This is a genomic window from Streptomyces sp. NPDC001292 (genome assembly GCF_042896465.1).
Taxonomy (GTDB): domain Bacteria; phylum Actinomycetota; class Actinomycetes; order Streptomycetales; family Streptomycetaceae; genus Streptomyces.
The window spans coordinates 30,368-51,911 of the sequence record NZ_JBIAXG010000005.1 but is presented as its reverse complement, the minus strand read 5'-3'; the positions used below and the strand labels follow the sequence as shown (position 1 = coordinate 51,911).

Annotated in this window: 18 protein-coding genes and 1 pseudogene; 5 read left to right on the top strand and 14 right to left on the bottom strand. The window is 73.5% G+C overall.

Features of this window, described 5'->3' with window-relative positions:
- Both ACFY4A_RS08100 and ACFY4A_RS08095 read left to right on the top strand, forming a co-directional pair.
- Positions 1-1,983 (top strand): fumarate reductase/succinate dehydrogenase flavoprotein subunit, encoded by a 1,983-nt coding sequence (locus ACFY4A_RS08100; protein ID WP_390828575.1) that lies wholly within the window; start codon positions 1-3, stop codon positions 1,981-1,983.
- Positions 1,980-2,750 carry a succinate dehydrogenase/fumarate reductase iron-sulfur subunit gene (locus tag ACFY4A_RS08095; RefSeq protein WP_390828574.1) on the top strand — a complete coding sequence of 257 codons (771 nt, stop codon included), beginning with the start codon at positions 1,980-1,982 and terminating at the stop codon, positions 2,748-2,750. Before ACFY4A_RS08100 ends, ACFY4A_RS08095 begins: the two co-directional genes overlap by 4 nt.
- Before the next feature lie 356 nt (positions 2,751-3,106).
- On the opposite strand, the gene ACFY4A_RS08090 is transcribed toward ACFY4A_RS08095, so the two are convergent.
- Positions 3,107-4,357 carry a hypothetical protein gene (locus ACFY4A_RS08090; RefSeq protein WP_390828758.1) on the bottom strand — a complete coding sequence of 417 codons (1,251 nt, stop codon included), beginning with the start codon at positions 4,355-4,357 and terminating at the stop codon, positions 3,107-3,109.
- 410 nt (positions 4,358-4,767) lie between these two features.
- Between ACFY4A_RS08090 and ACFY4A_RS08085 the strand changes: the two genes are divergently transcribed.
- Positions 4,768-6,573, top strand: coding sequence for a hypothetical protein (locus ACFY4A_RS08085; RefSeq protein ID WP_390828573.1), 1,806 nt, complete (start codon positions 4,768-4,770; stop codon positions 6,571-6,573).
- A 20-nt stretch (positions 6,574-6,593) separates the two neighbouring features.
- Here ACFY4A_RS08085 and ACFY4A_RS08080 read toward each other — a convergent pair whose 3' ends face one another.
- The 5 genes from ACFY4A_RS08080 to ACFY4A_RS08060 all read right to left on the bottom strand — a co-directional run bounded on the left by ACFY4A_RS08080 (position 6,594) and on the right by ACFY4A_RS08060 (position 11,833).
- Positions 6,594-9,206: a SpoIIE family protein phosphatase gene (locus tag ACFY4A_RS08080; RefSeq protein WP_390828572.1), complete on the bottom strand. Its 2,613-nt coding sequence runs from the start codon at positions 9,204-9,206 to the stop codon at positions 6,594-6,596.
- A gap of 203 nt (positions 9,207-9,409) precedes the next feature.
- The gene (locus ACFY4A_RS08075) at positions 9,410-9,874 is read right to left on the bottom strand and encodes an ATP-binding protein (protein ID WP_390828571.1); all 465 of its coding nucleotides are present in this window, start codon (positions 9,872-9,874) and stop codon (positions 9,410-9,412) included.
- 135 nt (positions 9,875-10,009) lie between these two features.
- Entirely contained in the window at positions 10,010-10,438 is a 429-nt protein-coding gene (locus ACFY4A_RS08070) for a (deoxy)nucleoside triphosphate pyrophosphohydrolase (RefSeq protein WP_390828570.1), read from the bottom strand.
- Between the two features lie 42 nt (positions 10,439-10,480).
- Entirely contained in the window at positions 10,481-10,666 is a 186-nt protein-coding gene (locus tag ACFY4A_RS08065) for an SPOR domain-containing protein (protein ID WP_390828569.1), read from the bottom strand.
- A 414-nt stretch (positions 10,667-11,080) separates the two neighbouring features.
- Entirely contained in the window at positions 11,081-11,833 is a 753-nt protein-coding gene (locus ACFY4A_RS08060; protein WP_390828568.1) for a GntR family transcriptional regulator, read from the bottom strand.
- A 268-nt stretch (positions 11,834-12,101) separates the two neighbouring features.
- On the opposite strand from ACFY4A_RS08060, the gene ACFY4A_RS08055 reads away from it, so the two are divergent.
- Complete coding sequence (locus ACFY4A_RS08055) at positions 12,102-13,208, top strand: threonine synthase (RefSeq protein ID WP_390828567.1); 1,107 nt, start codon at positions 12,102-12,104, stop codon at positions 13,206-13,208.
- A 399-nt stretch (positions 13,209-13,607) separates the two neighbouring features.
- On the opposite strand, the pseudogene ACFY4A_RS08050 reads toward ACFY4A_RS08055, so the two are convergent.
- Both ACFY4A_RS08050 and ACFY4A_RS08045 read right to left on the bottom strand, forming a co-directional pair.
- A pseudogene (locus ACFY4A_RS08050) lies at positions 13,608-13,901 on the bottom strand (ATP-dependent helicase); the annotation flags it as partial.
- Positions 13,897-14,166: a hypothetical protein gene (locus ACFY4A_RS08045; protein WP_390828766.1), complete on the bottom strand. Its 270-nt coding sequence runs from the start codon at positions 14,164-14,166 to the stop codon at positions 13,897-13,899. The pseudogene ACFY4A_RS08050 and the gene ACFY4A_RS08045, both read right to left, overlap by 5 nt.
- A 244-nt stretch (positions 14,167-14,410) precedes the next feature.
- On the opposite strand from ACFY4A_RS08045, the gene ACFY4A_RS08040 reads away from it, so the two are divergent.
- A complete protein-coding gene (locus tag ACFY4A_RS08040) occupies positions 14,411-14,812 on the top strand; it encodes a cupin domain-containing protein (protein WP_390828566.1) in 402 nt (133 codons plus the stop codon).
- A 4-nt stretch (positions 14,813-14,816) separates the two neighbouring features.
- Here the strand turns inward: ACFY4A_RS08040 and ACFY4A_RS08035 are convergent, their stop codons facing one another.
- The 6 genes from ACFY4A_RS08035 to ACFY4A_RS08010 are packed head-to-tail and all read right to left on the bottom strand — an operon-like array spanning position 14,817 to position 21,498.
- Complete coding sequence (locus tag ACFY4A_RS08035; protein ID WP_390828565.1) at positions 14,817-15,035, bottom strand: formyltransferase family protein; 219 nt, start codon at positions 15,033-15,035, stop codon at positions 14,817-14,819.
- Positions 15,029-16,405, bottom strand: coding sequence for an L-serine ammonia-lyase (locus ACFY4A_RS08030; protein ID WP_390828564.1), 1,377 nt, complete (start codon positions 16,403-16,405; stop codon positions 15,029-15,031). Before ACFY4A_RS08030 ends, ACFY4A_RS08035 begins: the two co-directional genes overlap by 7 nt.
- Positions 16,405-17,022 carry a sarcosine oxidase subunit gamma gene (locus ACFY4A_RS08025; RefSeq protein ID WP_390828563.1) on the bottom strand — a complete coding sequence of 206 codons (618 nt, stop codon included), beginning with the start codon at positions 17,020-17,022 and terminating at the stop codon, positions 16,405-16,407. The genes ACFY4A_RS08030 and ACFY4A_RS08025 overlap by 1 nt, the downstream gene beginning before the upstream one ends.
- On the bottom strand, positions 17,015-19,933 hold the full coding sequence (locus ACFY4A_RS08020) for a sarcosine oxidase subunit alpha family protein (protein WP_390828562.1): 2,919 nt from the start codon (positions 19,931-19,933) through the stop codon (positions 17,015-17,017). Before ACFY4A_RS08020 ends, ACFY4A_RS08025 begins: the two co-directional genes overlap by 8 nt.
- On the bottom strand, positions 19,930-20,265 hold the full coding sequence (locus ACFY4A_RS08015) for a sarcosine oxidase subunit delta (RefSeq protein WP_390828561.1): 336 nt from the start codon (positions 20,263-20,265) through the stop codon (positions 19,930-19,932). Before ACFY4A_RS08015 ends, ACFY4A_RS08020 begins: the two co-directional genes overlap by 4 nt.
- A 12-nt stretch (positions 20,266-20,277) precedes the next feature.
- On the bottom strand, positions 20,278-21,498 hold the full coding sequence (locus ACFY4A_RS08010; protein ID WP_390828560.1) for a sarcosine oxidase subunit beta family protein: 1,221 nt from the start codon (positions 21,496-21,498) through the stop codon (positions 20,278-20,280).
- Between the last annotated feature and the right edge of the window lie 46 nt (positions 21,499-21,544).

The window sequence follows — 21,544 nt, the reverse complement described above, 5'->3', positions numbered from 1 at the left end:
ATGTCCGTGGTGGAGCGGCAGGAATGGGACGTCGTCGTGGTCGGCGCGGGCGGCGCCGGGCTGCGGGCCGCGATCGAGGCGCGCGAGCGCGGGGCGCGTACCGCGGTGATCTGCAAGTCGCTGTTCGGCAAGGCGCACACGGTGATGGCCGAGGGCGGCATCGCGGCGGCCATGGCCAACGCCAACGAGCACGACACCTGGCAGGTCCACTTCCGCGACACCATGCGCGGCGGCAAGTTCCTCAACCAGTGGCGGATGGCCGAGCTGCACGCGCAGGAGGCGCCGCAGCGGGTGTGGGAGCTGGAGACCTGGGGCGCGCTGTTCGACCGTACGAAGGACGGCCGGATCTCGCAGCGCAACTTCGGCGGGCACGAGTACCCGCGCCTTGCGCACGTCGGCGACCGTACGGGCCTGGAGCTGATCCGGACGCTCCAGCAGAAGATCGTCTCGTTGCAGCAGGAGGACCACCGGGAGACCGGGGACTACGAGTCCCGGCTGAAGGTCTTCCAGGAGTGCACGGTGACGAGGATCCTCAAGGACGGCGCGCGAAGCGAGGCGGGGGTCCCCCCGGCCGAAGGCTTGGGGCGAGTCTCGGGGGTCTTCGCCTACGAGCGCGAGAGCGGCCGTTTCTTCGTGCTGGAGGCGCCCGCGGTCGTCATCGCGACCGGCGGCATCGGCAAGTCGTTCAAGGTGACGTCGAACTCGTGGGAGTACACCGGCGACGGGCACGCGCTCGCGCTGCTCGCCGGGGCGCCGCTGCTGAACATGGAGTTCGTGCAGTTCCATCCGACGGGCATGGTCTGGCCACCGTCGGTGAAGGGCATCCTCGTCACCGAGTCGGTCCGCGGCGACGGCGGAGTGCTGCGCAACTCCGAGGACAAGCGGTTCATGTTCGACTACATCCCCGACGTCTTCAAGGAGAAGTACGCCGAGTCGGAGGAGGAGGCGGACCGCTGGTACGAGGACCCGGACAACAACCGGCGCCCGCCGGAGCTGCTGCCCCGCGACGAGGTGGCCCGCGCGATCAACGCCGAGGTCAAGGCGGGCCGCGGCTCGCCGCACGGCGGGGTGTTCCTCGACGTGTCGACACGGATGCCGGCCGAGGTCGTCCGGCGCCGGCTGCCCTCGATGTACCACCAGTTCAAGGAACTGGCCGACGTCGACATCACGGCGGAGCCGATGGAGGTCGGGCCGACCTGCCACTACGTCATGGGCGGTATCGCGGTCGACTCCGACACGGCGGCGGCCCGCGGGGTGCCGGGGCTGTTCGCGGCCGGGGAGGTCGCGGGCGGTATGCACGGCTCCAACCGGCTCGGCGGCAACTCGCTGTCCGACCTGCTGGTGTTCGGGCGCCGGGCCGGGTGGCACGCGGCCGAGTACGCGCAGGGGGCGGCGCGCGAACGCCCGAGCGTGGACGGCACCCAGGTGGACGCGGCGGCCGCGGAGGCGCTGCGGCCGTTCTCGGCGGAGGGCGCGCAGGGCGGGGAGCCGGCGGGCGGGCCGCCGGAGAACCCGTACACCCTGCACCAGGAACTCCAGCAGACCATGAACGACCTGGTCGGCATCATCCGCCGCGAGGGCGAGATGGAGCAGGCGCTGAGGAAGCTCGCCGAGCTGCGGGTGCGGGCGCGGCGGGCCGGGGTCGAGGGGCACCGGCAGTTCAACCCCGGCTGGCACCTCGCGCTCGACCTGCGGAACATGCTGCTGGTCAGCGAGTGCGTGGCGCGGGCCGCGCTGGAGCGCACCGAGTCGCGCGGCGGGCACACCCGCGAGGACTGCCCGGCGATGGAGCGCGACTGGCGCCGGATCAACCTGCTGTGCCGCCTGACCGACCCGACGGGCGGGCTGGCGGCGACGGACCCCGTGCGCGGCCAGATCACCCTCTCCCGGGAGACCACCGAACCCATTCGCCCCGACCTGCTCGCCCTCTTCGAGAAGGAGGAGCTGGTCAAGTACCTCGCCGAAGAGGAGCTGTACGAGTGAGCAGCTATGTGGCCCGCTTCAAGGTGTGGCGGGGTGACGCTCGGGGCGGCGGCCTGGAGGACTTCGAGGTCGAGGTCAACGACGGCGAGGTGGTGCTGGACATCATCCACCGGATCCAGGCCACCCAGGCGCCGGATCTCGCCGTGCGCTGGAACTGCAAGGCGGGCAAGTGCGGTTCGTGCTCCGCGGAGATCAACGGGCGGCCCCGGCTGATGTGCATGACCCGCATGTCGGTCTTCGACCGCGAGGAGACCATCACCGTCTCCCCGCTGCGGACCTTCCCGGTCGTCCGTGACCTGGTGACGGACGTCGGCTACAACTACGCCAAGGCGCGCGAGGTTCCGGCCTTCGTACCGCCGGCCGGTCTCGAGCCCGGCGAGTACCGCATGTTCCAGGAGGACGTGGACCGGGCGCAGGAGTTCCGCAAGTGCATCGAGTGCTTCCTGTGCCAGGACGTGTGCCATGTCGTACGCGACCACGAGGACAACAAGCGGGCGTACGCGGGCCCCCGCTTCCTGATGCGCGTCGCCGAACTCGACATGCACCCGCTGGACGCCGCCGCGGACGTGGGCCTGGACCGCAAGCGCGCGGCCCAGGACGACCACGGCCTGGGCTACTGCAACATCACCAAGTGCTGCACGGAGGTCTGCCCCGAGGGCATCAGGATCACCGACAACGCGCTGATCCCCCTGAAGGAACGGGCGGTTGACCGCAAGTACGACCCGCTGGTGTGGCTGGGGTCGAAGATCGGGCGGCGGTCGTCCTAGGTCCTGTCCCAGAGGTGGTTCAGGGAGCCCGTGCGGCCGGGGCGCTGGGACGGGGTCTGCAGGAACAGGCCCAGGAAGAACACGGCCATGCCGACGAGCGCGCGGTTGAAGCGGGGGCCGGCCTGCTGCTGAGCGGGCCGAAGTACAGGAACGCGCCCGTGCCGGCGGCACCGGTCGATGAGCCGTGCCCCCACAGCCCGGGCCGCAGGACCTTGTTCCGGCCGACCGGCGCCACCCATCCGGTCGTGATCCCCAGGATCCCGATCACGGCCGGCCCCGCCACGGCCACGACGGCCGGCGCGGCCGCTCCCCCCACCATCCAGTGCGTACCGATCACCCTCTCATCAAGGCCGTGATCACGACAGGCGAGCCCAGCCTCGCCGGTACGCGGTCCAGTCGTCCTCCGTGGCGGCGAAGTCGACGTACAGCGCGACGCCGAAGCGCTCGCGGTCGGCGTCCGTGCGGGAGAGGCCGAGGCGCACGCCGCGGACGGCGGCGGGGACCGTTTCGGCGGCGGCGCGGTGGCCGAAGCGGTTGTCGTGGAAGAACGGCAGGCCCATCAGCAGGTCGGTCGTGGGCGGGGTGACCTCCAGGGCGAGGGAGGTCTGCTGGGCTACGTAGCCGCCGTACAGGCTCGGCAGCGGCTGCATGGTGTCGTACGACATCAGGGCGATCTGGTCGACGCGGCGGGCGACCTGGGCGAAGTACGCCTGCGACCACCACTTGGGGTGGTTGGCGAGCGTGCCCCACAGGGAGTGGAAGGCGGGCAGCGGGTCGATCTGGTGGGCGGCGACGGACAGGGGGACGCCGTGGGCGCGGGTGACGGCCCGCAGGTCGTCGAGCAGGTCGAGGTAGTCGCGGTCGCCGGAGTGCAGTGGCTCCAGGTCGAAGTGGGCGCCGTCGAAACCGGCGGCCAGGATCTCGCGGGTGGAGGTGACCACGGCCGCGCGCGTCTCGGCCCGCTCCAGTCGCATCCCGTCCGGGCTCTCGGTGGCCAGCTTGTCGCCGAGCCAGGCCTGCACGCGGACGCCGGGCAGCGCGCGATGCACGGCGGGTATCAGCCAACCCGCTCTGGGATACGACGACTTGGGGAGGGTGCCGTCGTGTTCGAGCGGGCCCGCGTGCACGTACAGGTCGCGGATGCCGGTTCCGCGCAGTCGGCGGGCGAGGGCGGCGACGTCGGTGTCCTTCTTCCGGCCGTCCACCCAGGCATGGCCCAGCCAGATCGCGTCCTGGCCCCTTGTGTGCGTCCCGTCGGCGGGGTCGCCCATGTAGTTCACCCGGAGGGCGGTCTCGGCGGCGAGCAGCGGCAGAACCAGCAGCAGCACGAGGCCGAGGACGATCCGGCGCCCCCGGCGCAGACCGCGGCGCGGGCGACGGGGCGGGCTCGCGCGCCCCTGGTCGGGGTCGGGGGGCGTTGTGTCCGTGGTGCGTTGCGTTTTGGTGGTCTGGTGCCTGAGGGAGGCGTCGTCCGTGGCAGACGGCTTCGCCGTGCAGGTGATGTCTGCGCCGGACGCGCTTTCCGTGCCGGTGGTCCCTCGCCCGCCGGCGGTGTCGTCCGTACCGGACGCGCCCTCCGCGCCGGCCGCGCTCTCCGCACCGGACACATCCTCCGCACCGGCGGTCTCCTGCCCGCCGACGGTGCCCTCCACACCGCAAGCGTTCCCCGCGCCGGTACCGCCAGCCCCGCCGGCCCCGCTCTCCGCACCGGACACATCCTCCGCACCGGCGGTCTCCTGCCCGCCGACAGTGCCCTCCACACCGCAAGCGTTCCCCGCGCCAGTACCGCCAGCCCCGCCGATCCCGCTCTCCGCACCGGACACATCCTCCGCACCGGCGGTCTCCTGCCCGCCGACAGTGCCCTCCACACCGGACGTGTTCCCCGCGCCAGCGTTCTCCTGGCTGCCGGTGGTGTTCTTCATGCCGGTGTCCCCTCCCGCGTTGCCGTGTCCCGTACGCCCCACCAGTGCCGCAGCCCCGGTCGCGTGCCCGCTCGGGCGGTCATACGCTCCCCAATGTGACGGCATCGGTGTTCCGGGCGGCCCGGCCGCGGTGCGCGACCCGCCGGCTGTCGGGGCGGGTGGCGCACACCGTGCTGGCCGGCACGGTGGGCATCGTGTGGCTGGTGCTTCCGGGGATGACGATCAACAGCGGCACCGCGGTTGCGCTCCCCCGGACCTCTCCGGTGACCGCCACCGCCGCACCGCGGCAGGACGAGACGTCGCCGGGCTATCTCGCCCTGCCGCTCGTGGCGGTGGGCACGGCGGGGGTGCTCGCCGGGTACGGGTACGTCCGGCGGACCCGGCGGTCCAGGACCCGTACGACCCCCGGCGGCGGTCCCGCCCCGCCCTCCGTGCCGTGGCGGTCACCGCCGCCGTCCGATGAACTCGACGGACACTCCACGGAGTTGATCGCCCTCGCGGACGACTGGGTGCGCACCAGCCGGGAGGAACTCGGCTTCGCCGAGGCGCGGTTCGGCGCGGCGGCCGTCGAGCCGTTCGCACGAGCGGTGCGGGATGCGGCGGCGGAGCTCGCCGCCGCCTGCCGGATGCGGGAGCGGTACGACCACGGTGTCCCCGAGGACGCGGCCGCGCGGGGGCAGGCGCTGGCCGGCGTGGTCGGGCGCTGCGAGGAGGCGGGACGGCTGCTGGACGCGGTGGCCGCCGCGTTCGACGAACTGCGCGGGCTGGAACGGGGGCTGGGTGAGGCGCTGGAGGTCGCGGAGGCGCGGTTCCGGGAACTGGCGGGGCGCACGGGGGGCGCCGCTTCGACAGTCGCCGGGCTTCGCGAACGGTACGGGCCGACAGCCGTCGCATCCGTCACGGGACACGTGGAGCAGGCCAAGGACCGGCTGGTGCTGGCCACGTCCCGGCTGAACCGGGCCCGCCAGTCGGCCGACTCGGGGAACCTCCGGGCGGCCGCCTGTCACCTGCGCGTGGCCGAGGGCGCGGTCGCCCAGACATCGGTGTTCGTGCACGGCGTCGAGCGGCTGGCCGAGGAGCTGCCGGCAGCCGAGCACCTCGTACCGGCGGCGCTCAGCGGCGCGGAGGCGGACCTCGAGGCGATCCGGCGAGCGGCCGAGTCCGCCGCCGCGCAGCTGACCGGCGGCCCGGACCGCACGACCGCGCCCACCCAGGACGCCCCGGGCTCCCCGGGCTCCCCGGAGTCCGCCAAGTTCCCCAAGCCCCCGCAGCGTACGGCCGGCAGGTCGGCGTCGCAGCCCCCACCCGGGGCGGGTCCGGGAACGGCCGCCGCCTCCGGCGCGGCGCCCGTCCCCGTACCGGGCACGTCGTCGGCGGCCGTCCCCGTCGACGTCGCCGCAGGTGAGCTGCGCGCCCGCGTCACGCACGCCGACCTGGAACTGGCCCGCGTACACGCCGAACGGGCTGAGGGGCCGTACGACCCGCTGGACGCGCTGCGGCGGATCGTACGGGCGACCGCGCCGGTCGGTACCCGGCGGGCCGGTGTCCTGTCGGCCGCCGAGGAACTCGTCGCGCGCAGCGCCGTCGCCGCCGCCGACGACTTCGTCGGCACACACCGGGGCGCGGTCGGGTCCACGGCCCGCATCCGGCTCGCGGAAGCGCTGCGCCTCCTCCCGACCGACCCGCAGACCGCCGACACCTTGGCCCGCCAGGCCCGCGACCTCGCCGAACAGGACGTACGCCTGCACGGCAACCCGTGCCCCGCCGCCACCGACCCGTCCGCCGGCGCCACCGCCGCGGTGCTCGGCGGCATCCTCCTGGCCGAGGACCCCGACGGCGGTCCGCCCGCCTGCTACGGCGGCCCGCGGACGCGGGGGCGTCGCCGCCCGGGACCGGCGTAGGCGGTGGCCGGGTGCGGCGGTCAGAACAGGCTCAGCAGCGCCTCCGCCGGGTCGGTCAGGACGTTCTCCCCGTCGGGCAGGGGGAGTTCGAACCAGACCGTCTTGCCGCGGGGGGTGCGGCGGGAGCCCCAGGCGGCGCTGAGCAGCCCCACGAGCTGCAGGCCGCGGCCGCCCTCGTCGGTGTCGCGGGCGCGGCGGCGGCGCGGCTGGACGAGGCCGGAGTCCCACACCTCGCAGACAAGGGTACGGTCGAGCAGGAGGCGGAGCCTGATCTCGCCCTCGCCGTAGCGCAGGGCGTTGGTGACCAGTTCGCTGACGAGGAGTTCGGTGGTGTCGATCAGCGGTTCGAGGTCCCAGGCGGTCAGCTGGGCGCGGGCGTACTCGCGGGCGCGGCCGACGCTGCGGGGTTCGCGCGGCAGGGCCCAGTCGCCGACGGACTCCGCGGGCAGGCCCTGGACGCGGGCCATCAGCAGCGCGATGTCGTCCTCGCCGTGGTGGGATCCGAGCGTGTTGAGGATGTGGTCGCAGACGTCCTCCAGCGGTCGGGAGGGGGCCGTGAGGGCTCCGACGAAGGCCTGGAGGCCCTCGTCCAGGGGGTGGTCGCGCGATTCGACCAGGCCGTCCGTGTAGAGCGCCAGCAGGGCGCCCTCGGGGAGTTCGACCTCCACCTCCTCGAAGGGTTCGCCGCCGACGCCGAGCGGCATGCCGGGCGGCACGTCCAGCATCAGCGCGGACTCGCCGGATTCGACGAGCACCGGGGGCAGGTGGCCGGCGTTGGCGAAGGTGCACCTTCGGGTGACCGCGTCGTAGACGGCGTAGATGCAGGTCGCCAGGTACACCTCGGAGAGGTCGGCCTCGCGGGGGCGGCGGGCGGCCCGGGTGGCCTGCTGGACACCGCCGGGCGCGCCGAGGCCGCGGGCGATCTCGTCCAACTGGGAGAGCACCTCGGCCGGTTCCAGGTCGAGCAGGGCCAGCGTGCGTACGGCCGTGCGCAGTTCGCCCATGGCGACGGCGGCGCGCAGACCGCGGCCCATGACGTCGCCGACGACCAGCGCGGTGCGGTGGCCGGGGAGTTCGATGACGTCGAACCAGTCGCCGCCGACCTCGCTGGGCCGGCCCGTGGCGGCGCTGCCGGGCAGGTAGCGGCAGGCGATGTCGAGGCCGGAGGCCTCCGGGTCGCCGGGCGGCAGCAGGGACCGCTGCAGTATCAGGGCGCGTTCGTGTTCGCGCCGGTACAGGCGGGCGTTGTCGATGCAGACGGCGGCGCGCGCGGCGAGTTCGACGGCGAGGTCGCGGTCGCGCTGACCGAACGGCTCGCTGCCCTTGGTCCGGGCGAACTGCGCGAGTCCCACCACCGTGTCCTGGGCGACCATCGGCACGGCCAGCGTGGTCTGCACGAGGCCGCCGTCCTCGCCGGGCACGGTCGTCGGGCGGGCGGTGCGCAGGGCGTCCGCGCGGGGCGAGTTGAAGGGGTAGTGGTGGACGGCGCCGAGCTCGACGGGTGCGCCGGTGCCGCCGAACGGAGCGCCGGAGACCGCGCTGGCGAAGGCGACGCGGCGCAGTTCGGCACTGCCGTCGGCGAGGCCGGGCGGGGTCTCGTCACCGGCCAGCAGACCCTGGTAGAGGTCGACGGTCGCCAGGTCACAGAAGCCGGGGACCACGACGTCGAGGAGTTCGCGCGCGGTGGTCTCCAGGTCGAGGGAGTTGCCGATGCGGGCGCCGGCCTCGTTGAGGAGGGCGAGGTTGCGCCGCGCGGCGGCGGCCTCGCGGGCGGCGTCGCGGCGGGCGGTGATGTCGGTCCCGAGCCAGGCGATTCCGATGGGCCGGCCGCTGCCGCTGTGCACGCGATAGAGGTTGACGGACCAGTGACGGCGCTCGTCGGTTCCCGGCACGAAACCGGAGACGTGCATGTCCGTGATGGACTGGCCGTTCTCCAGTACCCGGCGCAGGGTGGCGGTGACCCGCTCGGCCTCGCCGCGCGGCAGGTAGTCGTGTACGCCCTTGCCGCGGTGGTCGTCCGGCGAGCCGCCGAAGATGGAGGCGAACCGCTCGTTGGCGCGGCGGACCCTGAGGTCGGTGTCGATCAGCAGGAAACCGAACGGGGATTGGCCGAAAATCGCCTGCGAGGCGGCGAGGTCGGTCTCGATACGCCGCAGGGTGCGGACGTCGACGACGGTGCACACGGCGGCCCTGTCGCCCTCCACCGTGGTCGTCGGCATCACGTAGACCTCGGCGAGTCCCTCCTCACCGCGCCGGCCGTCCTCGCCGTCCGGGATCCGGAAGGGGACCACGCCGGTCCACTCCCGCCCGTCGAGGATCTCGGCCATCTTGCGCTGGCCGTGCTCGCGCAGGTCGGGGTCCACGAACGCCTCGATGGGGTCCATCCCGACGGCGCGTTCGGCGGAGATGCCGAAGAGCCGCTCGGCGCGCAGGCTCCACTGGTCGACGTGTCCGTCGGGACCGATGGAGAAGGAGGCCACCTTGATGTAGTCGTACATCGAGCCGGGCGGGCTGCTCTGCCACATCGCGTCCGCGGACGGCGCCCCGTCGGCGGCACCGCCGCCCGCGGACCCCGCCCTCGCGCCGTCCGACGGGTCCTCGGACTCCGTGGCCTTCGCTGGTATCTCGCTCACGCGAACCGTCCCCTCCAGCTCACCGCGTCCGGCACCGGTCACCGGGGGCGGCTGCCCGCAGTATCCAGCACTACGGCGCCGCGCAACACGGTGTTCACGATCACAGGACCATCCCGATGCTTTCCGGTCCGGCCTGCGACAACACCATCAGTCTTCTAACCGGGCGGGACCCGGTCGAATCCCGCTCGCGGACAACCGTCGACTCACCCCGGCACGGCCAGTTCGAACCAGACCGTCTTGCCTGCGTCGTTCGGCCGGGTGCCCCAGCGGCGCGAGGTGGATGCGACCAGTTGCAGGCCGCGGCCGGACTCGTCGTACGGGCGGGCCGGGCGCTCGCGGGGCGGGTCGGGCAGCGGGTCGGAGACCTCGACAAGCAGCACCTTGGGCAGGTCCGCGGGGCGCAGCAGCCGAACTCCGATGGGACCGGTGGCGTACCGCAGGGAGTTGGTGACCAGTTCGCTCACCAGCAGGGCCGCGGTGTCACCGAGCGCGTCCAGGTCCCAGCTGCGCAGCTTGCCGCGGACGGCGGCGCGCGCCGTGCGCACCGCGCCGGGATCCGCGGGAAAGGTCCACTCGGCGGTGTCACCATCGGTGTCGATCACGCCGTTCACTTCCCAGGCACGCCGATCAATTCGCAGGCCAGCAAGTCCACCCATGTCCGGTTTCATAGGGCTAAGGGAGACATACCCGGTATCCGCGGGGCGGTACCGCGCGCGACGGCGCGGTGTGGCACGAACGGCGTACCCGGAGCGCGCCCTACGTCTCCCGTGCTCCACGGATTTTGACGGAGCGCACGGTGACGCTCACGCCCCCGGGGCGCCGTCCGCCGGGTCTGCGCCGAGGTGGGTGAGGGTCTGCCGTACGGCGGGCACGTCCTGGTCCAGCCAGGGGACGCTCCAGATCTCGGCCGGGGTGAGCCAGCGCAGGTCGTCGTGGTCCTGGAGGGGCTTGGGGTCGGCGGAGCCGGGGCGCAGCCGCGCGGTCCACACCTGGAGTTCGTACGGCGGTCGCAGGGGCCAGCTGCCCGGCACGCGCTCGACGGCCTCGCTCTCGACGCCGAGTTCCTCGCGCAACTCGCGCACGAGGGCGGCCTCGGGACGCTCACCGGGCTCGACCTTGCCGCCGGGCAGCTCCCAGCGGCCGGCCAGCTCGGCAGGCGCGCTGCGGCGCGCGGCGAGCAGGCGGCCGCCGTCGAGCAGGGCGGCACCGACCACCACGATCCGTTCGCTCATGCGCCGGAGCCTACGGGAGGGGGCCGGCGTACGGCGAAGGGGTCAGCCGTCGCCGCCCGCGTTCTGCCCGATCCGCTCGACCCAGTACAGCCGGGTGTCCGGACCGTCGAGACTTTCCGCGATCTTCTGGGCCTCGGCGCGGGTGGCGTACCTGCCCACGCTGTACCGATTGCCGTTGTCGTCCTGCCGGACGACGAGCCAGGGAAGGGTGATCGTGCCGTCGTTCATCGCGCCCCACTGCTCCTTCCCGCCCCTGTGCGTCCGGCTCCCGGCCCCCGCCGCGTCCCGCCCGTTGAGGAAACCGCACTCCGCATATGCCCGAGCCTACGCCCTACCTTCACGGAGCGAATACGGCTTTTCACAAAGAGGTGGGCAACCGGCCACTACCGGAATCGGCCGCCTGGGGCGCACGGAGGCGAACGCGCCGTGCGAGGGCCCTGGACTTCCGCTCGGGGGCATGCGGCAGCCGCGTCGGGGACCTGCGAAACGGCCGGAATACGGCGCCCGGGCGGGGAGGCCCCGGCAGCCGGGCGCGCGGACCGGGCACCCAGGGGGCGCACACCACCCCCGGGGGAATCACCGCTTCCGGGCCGGCGCCCGCCCCGCCGTGTCTCCTCCTTCGCGGCTCCTGCTTCGTGTCTCCTACTTCACCGGCAGGTGGTACGCCACCCGGTAGCGGTCGGCGGGGATCACGACGTCCGCCGTCTCCACGGGGCGGCCGGAGGCGTAGAAGGTGCGCTGGACGACGACCACGACATGGCCGGGGACGCCACCGAGGGCGTGCAGTTCCTCGGCCAGGCCCGGGCGGGCGCCGACCTCCTCGGTGACGTTGTCGACGATGACGTCGATGGCGCGCATCCGCTCGACCACGCCCATGCCGCCGAGCGGACCCTCCTCGGGGAGCATGACGGGGGTGCGGCCGGTGAGCGCGAGCGGCTCCCAGGACGTGGAGAGCATCATCACCTCGCCGGCGTCCCGGAACACGTACTTGGTGCGCATCACGCGGTCACCGGGCTTGATGCCGAGCCGCTCGGCGATCGCGCCGCTCGCCCCGGTCTGGGTGCTGTTCGACTCCCAGGTGCCGCGCGCCTCGGCGTCGGCCTGCTCCTGCCGGAACGGCGTGGCGCCGCCGGCCAGACGGAAGCCGGAACGGGCGACCCGGCGTGGCACGGGCCGCTCGCGCACATACGTCCCCGAGCCGGAGCGGCCCTCGACCAGCCCCTCGGCCATCAGCACCTTGCGGGCCTCGAGCGCGACCGTGTCCGAGACGCCGTACTCCTCGCGGATTCTGGCCTGTGAGGGCAGCCGGGTGTGTGGGGGCAGCAGACCGTCGACGATCTTCTTGCGGAGATCATCCGCGACGCGCAGGTACGCCGGCTGCTCACCGAAAGTCACTGGCCGCTCCCATCAAGTTGTACAGACAGCAACAGCGTGGCAACCACGGGTTGTACTTGCAAGCAGGGGCCAGAGAATCACTCGAAGTGATGACTTGCGGGGAGCGAAGGCATGCCCAGGCGCTTTCTCCCCCCTACGGCCGCCGTCACACCTCCGCGTGACGAAAAGCGGAGGCGACGCGGACGGGGAAGCGAGGCCGAGTTGTGACAGACGGCCGTGCGGGAGTCATGACGGGGCGTCGGCGAACCTCGCCCCTTAACCTGCGTGCATGACACCTCTGCCGGACCGCTACTGCCCCACCGACGGCGTCCGCGTCCCCGGCGACTCCCTCGCCTGGTGCTGCCCGACCTGCCACGGCCCGCTCGACCTAGATTTCTCCCCCACCCCGGCGTCCCTGAAATCCCTCACCGGACGGGTGAACTCCCTGTGGCGGTACGCCGAGACGCTGCCGATGGCGACGCCCTCGCTGTCCCTCGGCGAGGGCCGCACCCCCCTGGTGCCGCTGACCGACGAGGTCTCGGCGAAGCTGGACTTCCTGATGCCGACGCTGTCGTTCAAGGACCGGGGCGCGGTGCTGCTGGCCGAACTGGCACTGCGCGCCGGCCCGCGCCGGGTGGTCGCCGACAGCAGCGGCAACGCGGGCACCGCGGTCGCCGCGTACTGCGCCCGCGCGCGGCTGCCGTGCACGGTGTACGTCCCGCTCGGCACGTCCGCGAAGAAGCTGGAGCAGATCGAGGCGCACGGCGCCCGCGTGGAGCTGGTCGACGGCAACCGTGAGGCGGCGGGCAGGGCCGCGCAGCGCGTCGCGGACGAGCCGGACACCTTCTACGCCTCGCACGTCTTCAACCCGTACTTCCTGCACGGCACCAAGACCTACGTGCACGAGCTGTGGGAGGACCTCGGCGGGCGCCTGCCGGAGGTCCTGGTCCTGCCGGTGGGCAACGGCACCCTGCTGCTGGGCGCCGCGCTGGCGATCGCCGAGCTGTACGGGGCCGGTCTGCTGGACCGGCGCCCGGCGCTGTGGGCGGTGCAGGCGGCCGCGGTCGCCCCGCTCGCCCACGCCTGGGCGGAGGGCGCGGAGGAACTCACCGGCACGACCCCCGTGGCGCCCACCCACGCCGAGGGCATCGCGGTCCCCCGCCCGCCCCGGGCCCGCCAGATCCTGCGCGCGGTACGGGACTCGGGCGGCACCTTCCTGACCGTGACGGAGGACCGCATCCGCCACGCCCAGCTGGACCTGGCCTCCCGCGGCCTGTACGTCGAGTCGACGGGCGCGGTCTGCTGGGCGGCGATCCGCGAGGGCGCCCTCGGCGGGAAATCGGCGGTGGTCCCCCTGTGCGGCGCGGGCCTGAAGTCGGGCCTGGCCCGGCCGTGACCCCGGCCGGGCCAGGCCTGCCCGTCGCCCCGGTCCGGCTGGGTCCGGTCCGGCGCGGTCCGGTGGCGGTGCCGTGTCCGGCCCGGCGCGGTGGTGCCGTGCCGGCCCACCCTGCCCGCGCTGCCCCGGCACGGGCCTGTCCGGCGGCTCCGCGGCTCCCGTTGTGCGACGGCTCGCGGCGGACCGGCGGGCCGGGCCCCGGCAGCCCGTGCTTCTCGTCGGTGGCATCGGCGGCGAGAGACCCGCTTGGCTCGTACGGCCAGGGCGTTCGCCAGCGGATCGCAGCCGACCGCTCCACGGTCGGCGTGGGCAAGGCGTAGGGCGCCTAGCATCGACACATCGACGCGTCGGCACATCGATACCGTCGCGCCGGTCGGCCGGATGCGACGGGCCGGCCGGTCAGCCCGTTCCGGCCTCCGTGTTCTCGGACAGGCGCTGCTGTTCCTCCTCGACGATGCGCCGGGCGAGGCCGGCGTCGGAGACGTCGACGGCGTCCGGAGTGGCGTCGGCCATGTCGCTGCGCCGGGCGAACGCGTCGAACAGCCGTTCCTTGCGCGCCAGGATGCGCAGCAGCCGGTCGTCGACGCTGTCGGTGGCCAGCAGCCGGTGGACCCGGACGGCGCGTATCTGGCCCATGCGGTGGGCCCGCGCCACGGCCTGGTGCTCCAGGGTTGGCTTGACCTGAGGTTCACACCGCGCGCACCGTGCGCAGGCCCGCCGCCTCCACGGCGCCGAGGCGCAGCCGTCCCTCGGTGACGTCCCTGAGCCGCGCCACGGGGATGGACTCCAGCTCCAGGGCGACGAGTTCGGCCTGCAAGGGCTCGAAGGCCGCGCGGACGGCGGCCACGGCGGCGGCGTGGTCCGTGCGCAGGCTCCGCGCCGCCTCGTGCAGCCGCGCGCCCTGCTCGCGCGCCTCGCGGACCCCTCGCCCGGCCCGCGGCGGAACCTCCCCCTCCACGGCACCCCCGTCTCTCCGTACCGCCGGGCCTCCCCGCCGCGCGGTGCGCGTCCATCGTGGCACGCGGCACCGGCACCGGACCCCGGCGGCCCGGTGGGAGGGCGGTGGTCGACGAGCGGCGCGTGGGGTGCGTCACAGTGGCCGTGACGGCCGGCCCGCGCGGGCCCACCATGGTGGTCCCGCCGCGCCCCGCGGCTTCCGCACCGCCGCGGGGCGCAGAAGCAGAGGACGGCAGGAGACTCGGATGCCACCGCGGAAGTACCCCCTCGCGCCCCTGGAACTGCGCCCCTCGGGCCTCATGGGGCGTGTCTTCGTCCCGGCCGGCGACGGCCCCCGGACCTCTCCCGCGCTCATGGAATGGGAACTGCGGGGCGAGTCGTGGACGGACGAGCATCCGCACGACGAGTTCAACTACGTCCTGGCGGGCCGCTTGTACGTCGAGTGCGACGGAGTCACCGTCGAGGCGCGTGCAGGGGACGTCGTCCAGGTCCCCACCGGTGCCACGGGCCGGTACTGGGCACCGGTGTACGCCCGCCTGCTGGCCGTGTACGGCCCCAACCCTGAAGGCCTTCCGAGCCGCGTGCACGAGCACCGGCGGCTGCCGCCGGAGTCACCGGCCAACCCGCCCGGTCAGCAGGCCGGTTGAGCGGTCACTGGAGCACCACGGTGCGCCGGCCGTGGACCACCACCCGCCCCTCGCAGTGCCAACGCACCGCCTTGACCAGTGCGGCCGACTCCACGTCCCGGCCGACGGCGACGAGGTCCTCGGGGGTGTGGGCGTGGTCGACGCCGATGACCTCCTGGGCGGTGATCGGCCCCTCGTCGAGCTCGGCCGTGACATGGTGGGCGGTCGCGCGGCGCGTCAGCACTCGATGACGTTGACGGCGAGGCCGCCGCGGGCGGTCTCCTTGTACTTGACCTTCATGTCGCGGCCGGTGTCCCGCATGGTCTTGATCGCCTTGTCCAGGCTGACCTTGTGCGTGCCGTCGCCGGCCAGGGCGAGCCGGGCCGCGTTGATCGCCTTGACGCTCGCGACGGCGTTGCGTTCGATGCAGGGGATCTGCACGAGACCGCCCACCGGGTCGCAGGTGAGGCCCAGATTGTGCTCGATCCCGACCTCGGCCGCGTTCTCCACCTGAGCGGGGCTGCCGCCGAGCACTTCGCACAGCGCCCCCGCCGCCATGGCGCAGGCCGATCCGACCTCGCCCTGGCAGCCGACCTCGGCGCCGGAGATGGAGGCGTTCTCCTTGAACAGGATGCCGATGGCGGCGGCGGTCAGCAGGAAGCGGACGACACCGTCGTCGTCGGCGCCGGGCACGAAGCGCGCGTAGTAGTGCAGTACGGCGGGCACGATCCCGGCCGCACCGTTGGTGGGCGCGGTCACGACGCGGCCGCCCGAGGCGTTCTCCTCGTTGACGGCGAGGGCGAACAGGTTCACCCAGTCCATGACCCGCAGTGGGTCCGAGCTGTCCCCCGCGGCGGCGCTCAGCTCATGGAAGAGCCCCGGCGCGCGGCGCGGCACGCGCAGGCCGCCGGGCAGCACGCCCTCGCGGCGGCAGCCGCGGTCCACGCACGCCCGCATCACCGCCCACAGGTCGAGCAGTCCGGCACGCACCTCCGACTCGGGCCGCCAGGCCTGCTCGTTGGCGAGCATCACCTCGCTGATCGACAGGTTCTCGCGGGCGCAGATGTCGAGCAGTTCGGCGCCGGAGCGGAAGGGGAACCGCACGGGCGTGGTGTCCGCGACGATGCGGTCGGCGCCGGTGGCGTCCTCGTCGACGACGAAGCCGCCGCCGACGGAGTAGTAGGTGCGGGCGGCCAGTTCCCGGCCGTCGGCGGCCAGGGCACGGAACGTCATGCCGTTGGGGTGGGCGGGCAGGGACTTGCGCCGGTGCAGCACCAGGTCCTTGTCGCTGTCGAAACGGATCTGGTGCTTGCCGCCGAGCAGCAGCGTGCCGTCGGAGCGGACCCGCGCGACCCGGTCGCCGGACCGGTCCGTGTCGACGGTGGCCGGGTCCTCGCCCTCCAGGCCGAGGACCACGGCCTTGTCGGAGCCGTGTCCCCGGCCGGTGGCGCCGAGCGAGCCGTACAGCTCCGCCCGGACGCCGGCCACGTCGTCCAGCAGTCCGTCCCGCTCCAGCAGCCGGACGAAGCGCCGGGCCGCCCGCATCGGCCCCACCGTGTGCGAGGAGGAGGGGCCGATGCCGACCGAGTACAGGTCGAAGACGCTGAGGGCCATCACGGCACCTCGGCGCCCTGGAACTCGCTCATCGCGTCGATGAGCCAGCGGGCCAGGTAGTCGGCGAACGAGGACCGCGGGAAGAGCCGGTAGGCCGTGTCGCCGGTCTGCCAGAGCACCACCGGGACCGGTCCGACCCGCGTGGACACCGCCCGGCCCGGACCGAAGGAGCGCGGGTGCAGGTCCAGGGCGCAGCCCTTCTCCAGGACCTGGCGGGCCGAGGGGCCGCTCAGCTCCAGCGTGGTCCGGTTCGCCGACACGTCGACGACCGAGCCCGGGTCCCCGGCGAGCGCGTCCAGCAGTTCGGCGACCAGCGCCGGACCTTCGCTCTGCGACACGACGAGCCATTCGTCGGGGCCGAGCCACACCGCCGTGTGCGGGCCGGCCTGCGCGGTCGCGCCGCAGTGGCCGGGCAGCGGAGCGCCGAGCGCCGAGCCGATGCGGCCGGCCGCCTGGGAGACGGGGTCGACACGCAGGCTCACCATGGTGACGAAGGGCCACTCCTCCAGCGACACACCGCGCTCGCCCGTCACCGTGGCGGCGCGCATCCGGTCCTGAAGGTGCGTCAGGGGGCCGCGGCGCAGCGCCGCGGGTCCCGCGTCGGTCGGCTCAGCCATCTCGCTTGGTCCCTTCGGGGTCGTAGAGCACGGGGTCGGCCACCAGGACGGGCACCAGGTCGTCGCCGACCGGGGCGAGCAGGGTCTCGCCGATCCGGTCGCGTCCGCCGGCGACGAGCGCGAGGGCGAACGGCCTGCCGAGGGCCTGGCTGTGGTAGCTGGAGGTGACGTGGCCGAGCATCGGCACCGGCCCGTCCTGCGGGGTGACGGGGACGTCCGGCGCGACGATCTGGGATCCCTCCGGCAGCCGGGTGCTGCCGTCGGCGGGCAGCAGGCCGACCAGGTGCTTGCGGTCGGTGCGGGCGGTGTCGGGGCGGCTGTAGGAGCGCTTGCCGATGAAGTCCTTCTGCTTGGAGACCGCCCAGGACATGCCCGCGTCGTGCGGGGTGACCGTCCCGTCGGTGTCCTGGCCGACGATGACGTAGCCCTTCTCGGCACGCAGCACGTGCATGGTCTCGGTGCCGTACGGGGTGATGCCGTACGGCTGTCCGGCCGCGTGCACCTGCTCCCAGACGGCGAGCCCGTACCACGCGGAGACGTTGATCTCGTAGGCGAGTTCTCCGGAGAAGGAGATCCGGCAGATGCGGGCGGGGACGCCGGAGGCCAGGGTGGTCTCGCGGAACGTCATGAACGGGAACGCCTCGTTGGACAGGTCGAGGTCGGGGGCGACCTGGGCGACGACCTCACGGGACTTGGGTCCGACGACGGCGATCGTGCTCCACTGCTCGGTCACCGAGGTGCAGTGCACGTCGAGTTCGGGCCACTCGGTCTGGAGCCACTCCTCCAGCCAGTCCAGTACGGCGGCGGCGCCGCCGGTCGTGGTGGTCATGAAGTAGCGGCCCTCGTCGAGGCGCAGGGTCACACCGTCGTCGAAGATCATGCCGTCGGGCTTGCACATCACGCCGTAACGGGCGGAGCCGGGCTTGAGCTTCTTGAAGGCGTTGGTGTAGATCCGGTTGAGGAACTCGCCCGCGTCCGCGCCCCGGATCTCGATCTTGCCGAGGGTGGAGGCGTCCATGAAGGCGACGCCCTCGCGGGCCGCGCGGCACTCGCGCGCCACCGCCGCGTCCATGTCCTCCCCCTGTTGGGGGTAGTACCAGGGCCGCTTCCACTGCCCCACGTTCTCGAACTCCGCGCCGTGCGCGACGTGCCAGCCGTGGATCGCGGTCATGCGCTCCGGGTCGAACAGGTCGCCGCGCTCGCGTCCGGCGAGGGCGGCGAAGGCCACCGGGGTGTACGGCGCCCGGTAGGCGGTCGTGCCGATCTCGCCCGGGGAGGCGCCGTCGCCGAGGGCGGCGGCGATCACGCCGATCGCGTTGACGCCGGAGGTCTTGCCCTGGTCGTTGGCCGTGCCGAGCGAGGTGTAGCGCTTGACGTGCTCGACGCTGCGCATCCCGGCGCCGGTGGACCGCCAGACGTCGGCGACGGTGACATCGCGCTGGTGGTCGACGAAGTGGGTGTCCCAGGTGCCGGGATCGCCGTCGGAGCCGACGGAGCCGTTGCTGGGTGCGGGCACCAGCCACAGCGCGCGCACCGGGGCGCGGTCGCGGGCGTGGCCGGCCGGCGGGGCGGGCACGGGCACCGGGAACCCGGCGTCCGTGGCGGCCAGCGCACCGGCGCGGGCCCCTTCGGCGAGCGCGCCGTCGAGGTCGTACGCCCCGCGGGCCGCGCCCGCGATGTGCTGGTCGCGCACCGTGCCGTCGGGGACGAAGGCGGCCAGGTCCTCGTCCCAGCGCAGCCTGCCCTGGCGCTGGCTGTGCAGGTGCACCACCGGGCTCCAGCCGCCCGAGACGGCGAGCAGGTCGCAGTCGAACGAGACCGGCTCGCCGGTGAGTTCGCCGTCGTCGTCGAGGGACTGGACGGTGACCGCGGTGATCCGGCCCTCGCCCGCGGTGCCGGTCACCGCGCTGCCGGTCAGCACCCTGACTCCGGTCGCCACGGCCACCTCGGCCGCCCGCTGGGACAGCAGGGGCCGCGCGTCGACGACGGCGGCGATCTCGACGCCGGCCGCGCGCAGGTCGGCCACCGTGTCGTAGGCGCTGTCGTTGGTGGTGCTCACGACGGCGCGCGAACCGGGTGCCACCGCGTACCGGTTGACGTAGGTGCGCACGGCGGAGGCGAGCATCACGCCGGGGCGGTCGTTGCCCGCGAACACCAGCGGCCGCTCGTGGGCGCCGGTGGCCAGGACCACCTGGCGGGCCCGGATGTGCCACAGCCGCTGGCGCGAGACGCCCTCGGAGGCGCCGGGGGCGTCGGCGCCGAGGTGGTCGGTGCGCCGTTGCAGGGCCAGGACGTAGTTGTCGTCGTAGGAACCGAAGGCGGTGGTGCGGGGCAGTACGACGGCCTCGGGCGCGGCGTCGAGGGCCGCGCGCATGTCGGCGACCCAGTCGAGGGCGGCCCGCTCGCCGACCGTCTCGGTGCGCCCGGACAGCAGCGAACCGCCGGGCTCGGGCTGGTCGTCGACGAGGATCACGCGAGCGCCGGAACCGGCGGCGGCGACGGCCGCCGCGAGTCCGGCCGGGCCCGCTCCGACGACCAGGACGTCGGTGTGCGCGTACTTCTTGTCGTAGACGGCCGGGTCGGGGTTCGGGTCGAGCCGGCCCATCCCGGACAGGGTGGTGGCGGACAGCCCGTCGTACAGCTCGACGGTCGTCGCGGGCAGCATGCTCTCCGAGCACGGGCCGTCGAGCTGGAGCAGGGCGTTGGGCTCCTCGACACCGGCGGAGACGATGCCGCGCGGGCGGTCCCGGTAGAGGGACGCTCCGACCTCGACGACACCACTGGCCAGCAGGGCGGAGGCGACGGTGTCACCGGGGTGGCCGGTCAATTGCCGTCCGTCGACGGTGAACCGCAGCACGGTGTCGCGGTCGACGCGCCCGCCGTGCGGCAGACGGAATTCCTGGTCGGTCATCGGTTTCCCCCGGCCGGATCGGCGGACTGGAGAAGGCCGCTCCGCCCGGGAAGCCCGGGGAGGTCGGGGCGGGGCTCGTCGAGCCGGTAGACGGCGATCACTTCGTAACTGACGGTGTCGCGTACGACGTTGAACCAGCGGCGGCAGCCCGTGGAGTGCACCCACCGCTCGGCGAAGGGCCCCTTGGGGTTGTCCCGGTAGAAGACGTACTCGGCCCACTGCTCGTCGGTGAGGTCCCCGGGGGTCTCGGGGAAGGGAATGTGGGCCTGACCCCCGTAGTGGTACTCGGTCTCGTCTCGCGGACCGCACCAGGGGCAGTTCAGCAGCAGCACGGTGTCCTCCTCTCAGTGGGCCACGGCCGCGGCGCCGTGCTCGTCGATCAGGGCGCCCGTGGTGAAGCGGTCCAGGGCGAAGGGCTTGTTCAGGGCGTGCGGCTCACCGGTGGCGATGGTGTGGGCGAAGGTCCAGCCGGCGGCCGGGGTCGCCTTGAAACCTCCGGTGCCCCAGCCGCAGTTGACGTAGAGGTTCTCCACCGGCGTGGTGCCGATGATCGGGGAGGCGTCCGGGGTGACGTCGACGATGCCGCCCCAGGTCCGCAGCACGTGCGCGCGGGCGAAGACGGGGAACAGTTCGACCGCGGCGGCCATCTGATGCTCGATCACATGGAACGAGCCTCGCTGGCCGTAGCCGTTGTACGCGTCGACTCCCGCGCCCATCACCAGCTCGCCCTTGTGCGCCTGGGAGACGTAGACGTGCACGTGGTTCGACATCACGACGGTGGGGTGCACCGGCTCGTGCAGTTCGGAGACCAGCGCCTGGAGCGGGTGCGACTGCACCGGCAGCCGGAACCCGGCCCGCTCGGCCAGGACGCTGCTGTGCCCGGCGCCCGCGAGACCGACCCGGCCGGCCAGGATGCGGCCCCGGCTGGTCTCCACGCCGACGACCCGGTCGCCGTCCTTGACGAAGCCGGTGACCTCGCAGCCCTGGACGAGGTCGACGCCCATCTCGTCGGCGCGGCGGGCGAGCGCCCAGGCGACGTGGTCGTGCTTGGCGATGCCGGCGCGCGGCTGGTAGGTGCCGCCGAGGACCGGGTAGCGGGTGGTGGGCGAGACGTTGAGGATCGGACAGACCTTGGCGACCTCGTCCGTCTCCAGCCATTCGGCGTCGACTCCGTTGAGGCGGTTGGCGTTGACGCGGCGCACGCCCTCGCGGACGTCCTGGAGGGTGTGCGCGAGGTTGAGCACGCCGCGCTGGCTGAACAGGAAGTCGTAGTCCAGTTCCTCGGGCAGTCCCTCCCACAGCTTCAGGGCGTGCTCGTAGATGGCGGCGCTCTCGTCCCACAGGTAGTTGGACCGGATGATGGTGGTGTTGCGGGCCATGTTGCCGCCGGCCAGCCAGCCCTTCTCCAGGACGGCGACGTTGGTGATGCCGTGGTTCTTGGCGAGGTAGTAGGCGGTGGCCAGGCCGTGGCCTCCGGCGCCGACGATGACGACGTCGTAGGAGGAGCGTGGTTCGGGGGTGCGCCAGAGCCAGTCGGGGTGCTCCGGGAGCGGGGTGGCGGTCATCCGGCGGTTCCGTTCTGCTCGGCGGGTCCGGTCGGGTCGGCGTTCG

Coding starts and splice junctions, on each gene's coding strand:
- ACFY4A_RS08070 (WP_390828570.1), bottom strand. CDS start 10,438: ATGAGCGAACGGATCGTGGTGGTCGGTGCCGCCCTGCTCGACGGCGGC.
- ACFY4A_RS08025 (WP_390828563.1), bottom strand. CDS start 17,022: ATGGCTGAGCCGACCGACGCGGGACCCGCGGCGCTGCGCCGCGGCCCC.
- ACFY4A_RS08075 (WP_390828571.1), bottom strand. CDS start 9,874: ATGAAACCGGACATGGGTGGACTTGCTGGCCTGCGAATTGATCGGCGT.
- ACFY4A_RS08010 (WP_390828560.1), bottom strand. CDS start 21,498: ATGACCGCCACCCCGCTCCCGGAGCACCCCGACTGGCTCTGGCGCACC.
- ACFY4A_RS08040 (WP_390828566.1), top strand. CDS start 14,411: ATGCCACCGCGGAAGTACCCCCTCGCGCCCCTGGAACTGCGCCCCTCG.
- ACFY4A_RS08100 (WP_390828575.1), top strand. CDS start 1: ATGTCCGTGGTGGAGCGGCAGGAATGGGACGTCGTCGTGGTCGGCGCG.
- ACFY4A_RS08030 (WP_390828564.1), bottom strand. CDS start 16,405: ATGGCCCTCAGCGTCTTCGACCTGTACTCGGTCGGCATCGGCCCCTCC.
- ACFY4A_RS08020 (WP_390828562.1), bottom strand. CDS start 19,933: ATGACCGACCAGGAATTCCGTCTGCCGCACGGCGGGCGCGTCGACCGC.
- ACFY4A_RS08065 (WP_390828569.1), bottom strand. CDS start 10,666: ATGAACGACGGCACGATCACCCTTCCCTGGCTCGTCGTCCGGCAGGAC.
- ACFY4A_RS08055 (WP_390828567.1), top strand. CDS start 12,102: ATGACACCTCTGCCGGACCGCTACTGCCCCACCGACGGCGTCCGCGTC.